2 rRNA genes (1 of these 2 cut by a window edge) are annotated in these 2,500 nt (G+C 54.0%); both read right to left on the bottom strand.

Annotated features, from left to right (window positions below):
- Positions 1 to 85: 85 nt before the first annotated feature.
- Positions 86 to 200: ribosomal RNA gene (gene rrf, locus MesoLj_RS09510) — 5S ribosomal RNA — on the bottom strand.
- A 195-nt stretch (positions 201 to 395) separates the two neighbouring features.
- Positions 396 to 2,500: ribosomal RNA gene (locus MesoLj_RS09505) — 23S ribosomal RNA — on the bottom strand; it runs 693 nt beyond the window's last position.

The raw sequence follows: 2,500 nt of genomic DNA, 5'->3' as shown, positions 1-2,500 counted from the left end.
GAGAGAAGATTTCATCACGTCGCCCCAAAAATCGGCTTCGATTTTTGGAAAGTACGATGTGACACATAAAACGTGCGTTTAGCAGACCTGGCAGCGACCTACTCTCCCGCGTCTTGAGACGAAGTACCATCAGCGCTGGAGCGTTTCACGGCCGAGTTCGGAATGGGATCGGGTGCAGCCGCTCCGCCATAACCACCAGGTCGGCAAAACGCACGTTATTCGAGAAGCTGTTTTCTGTGCCAAGGCGACGTTTGTGGCTTTCGGGCGCAAGCCCGCAAGCGCGACTGCGCGTCGCCGGTTTTCCGGCGCCCTCGCGGAGCATAGGCCCGTAAGGGCCGCTCATGCGTGAGCGCTGGTCAGATCATCGTGTTTCACGATGAGCATAAGGAATGAGAACGATCAAGCCGATCGAACTATTAGTACCGGTAAGCTTCAAGCGTTGCCGCTCTTCCACACCCGGCCTATCAACGTGGTCGTCTTCCACGGTTCTCAGGGAATACTCGTTTTAAGGTGGGTTTCCCGCTTAGATGCCTTCAGCGGTTATCCCGTCCGGATATAGCTACCCTGCTATGCGGCTGGCGCCACAACAGGTCCACCAGAGATCCGTCCATCCCGGTCCTCTCGTACTAGGGACAGATCCTTTCAATATTCCTACACCCACGGCAGATAGGGACCGAACTGTCTCACGACGTTCTGAACCCAACTCACGTACCGCTTTAAATGGCGAACAGCCATACCCTTGGGACCTGCTCCAGCCCCAGGATGCGATGAGTCGACATCGAGGTGCCAAACAACCCCGTCGATATGGACTCTTGGGGGTCATCAGCCTGTTATCCCCGGCGTACCTTTTATCCGTTGAGCGATGGCCCTTCCACGCGGGACCACCGGATCACTATGACCGACTTTCGTCTCTGCTCGACTTGTCAGTCTCGCAGTCAGGCAGGCTTATGCCATTGCACTCAGCGAACGATTTCCGACCGTTCTGAGCCCACCATCGCGCGCCTCCGTTACTCTTTAGGAGGCGACCGCCCCAGTCAAACTACCCACCATACATTGTCCCGGACCCGGATAACGGGCCGCGGTTAGACATCCATAGTAATAAGGGTGGTATTTCAAGGGTGGCTCCACCTGAGCTGGCGCCCAGGTTTCAAAGCCTACCACCTATCCTACACATGCCACTACGAATGCCAATGTAAAGCTATAGTAAAGGTGCACGGGGTCTTTCCGTCTAACCGCAGGAACCCCGCATCTTCACGGGGAATTCAATTTCACTGAGTCTATGCTGGAGACAGCGGGGAAGTCGTTACGCCATTCGTGCAGGTCGGAACTTACCCGACAAGGAATTTCGCTACCTTAGGACCGTTATAGTTACGGCCGCCGTTTACTGGGGCTTCGATTCAGAGCTTGCACCCCTCCTCTTAACCTTCCAGCACCGGGCAGGCGTCAGACCCTATACGTCGTCTTGCGACTTCGCAGAGCCCTGTGTTTTTGATAAACAGTCGCTACCCCCTGGTCTGTGCCACCCTCCTCTACTTGCGTAGAAAAGGGTCACGCTTCTTCCGAAGTTACGCGTGCAATTTGCCGAGTTCCTTCAGCATAGTTCTCTCAAGCGCCTTGGTATACTCTACCAGACCACCAGTGTCGGTTTCGGGTACGGTTTATAAGGAGGAGCTATTTCCTGGAACCACGCAGCAGCCCGTTCAATCCGATAAGATTGGACTACCTCAATGATCCGTCACTACCTCCAAGCCCACGAATATTAACGTGGTTCCCATCGACTACGCGTTTCCGCCTCGTCTTAGGGGCCGGCTAACCCTGCTCAGATTAGCTTTAAGCAGGAACCCTTGGTCTTTCGGCGGGGGAGTCTCTCACTCCCCTTACGTTACTCATGTCAGCATTCGCACTTCTGATACCTCCACCACCCCTCACGGGTATGGCTTCATCAGCTTACAGAACGCTCCGCTACCGCTCGTATTGCTACGAACCCTAAGCTTCGGTGTATGGCTTTAGCCCCGTTACATTTTCGGCGCAAAGACCCTTATTTAGACCAGTGAGCTGTTACGCTTTCTTTAAATGATGGCTGCTTCTAAGCCAACATCCTGGTTGTTTTGGGATCCTCACATCCTTTCCCACTTAGCCATAACTTGGGGACCTTAGCTGTAGGTCAGGGTTGTTTCCCTTTTCACGACGGACGTTAGCACCCGCCGTGTGTCTGCCGACTAGTACTCCCAGGTATTCGGAGTTTGGTTAGGTTTGGTAATCCGGTGAGGACCCCTAGCCCATCCAGTGCTCTACCCCCTGGGGTATTCGGTCGACGCTCTACCTAAATAGATTTCGCGGAGAACCAGCTATTTCCGAGTTTGATTGGCCTTTCACCCCTAGCCACAAGTCATCCCGAACTATTGCAACAGTTATGGGTTCGGTCCTCCAGTAAGTGTTACCTTACCTTCAACCTGCTCATGGCTAGATCACTCGGTTTCGGGTCTAATGCGACGAACTG

The organism is Mesorhizobium sp. 113-3-9 (genome assembly GCF_016756515.1).
Classification (GTDB): domain Bacteria; phylum Pseudomonadota; class Alphaproteobacteria; order Rhizobiales; family Rhizobiaceae; genus Mesorhizobium.
This window is presented reverse-complemented; position numbering and strand designations above follow the sequence as displayed.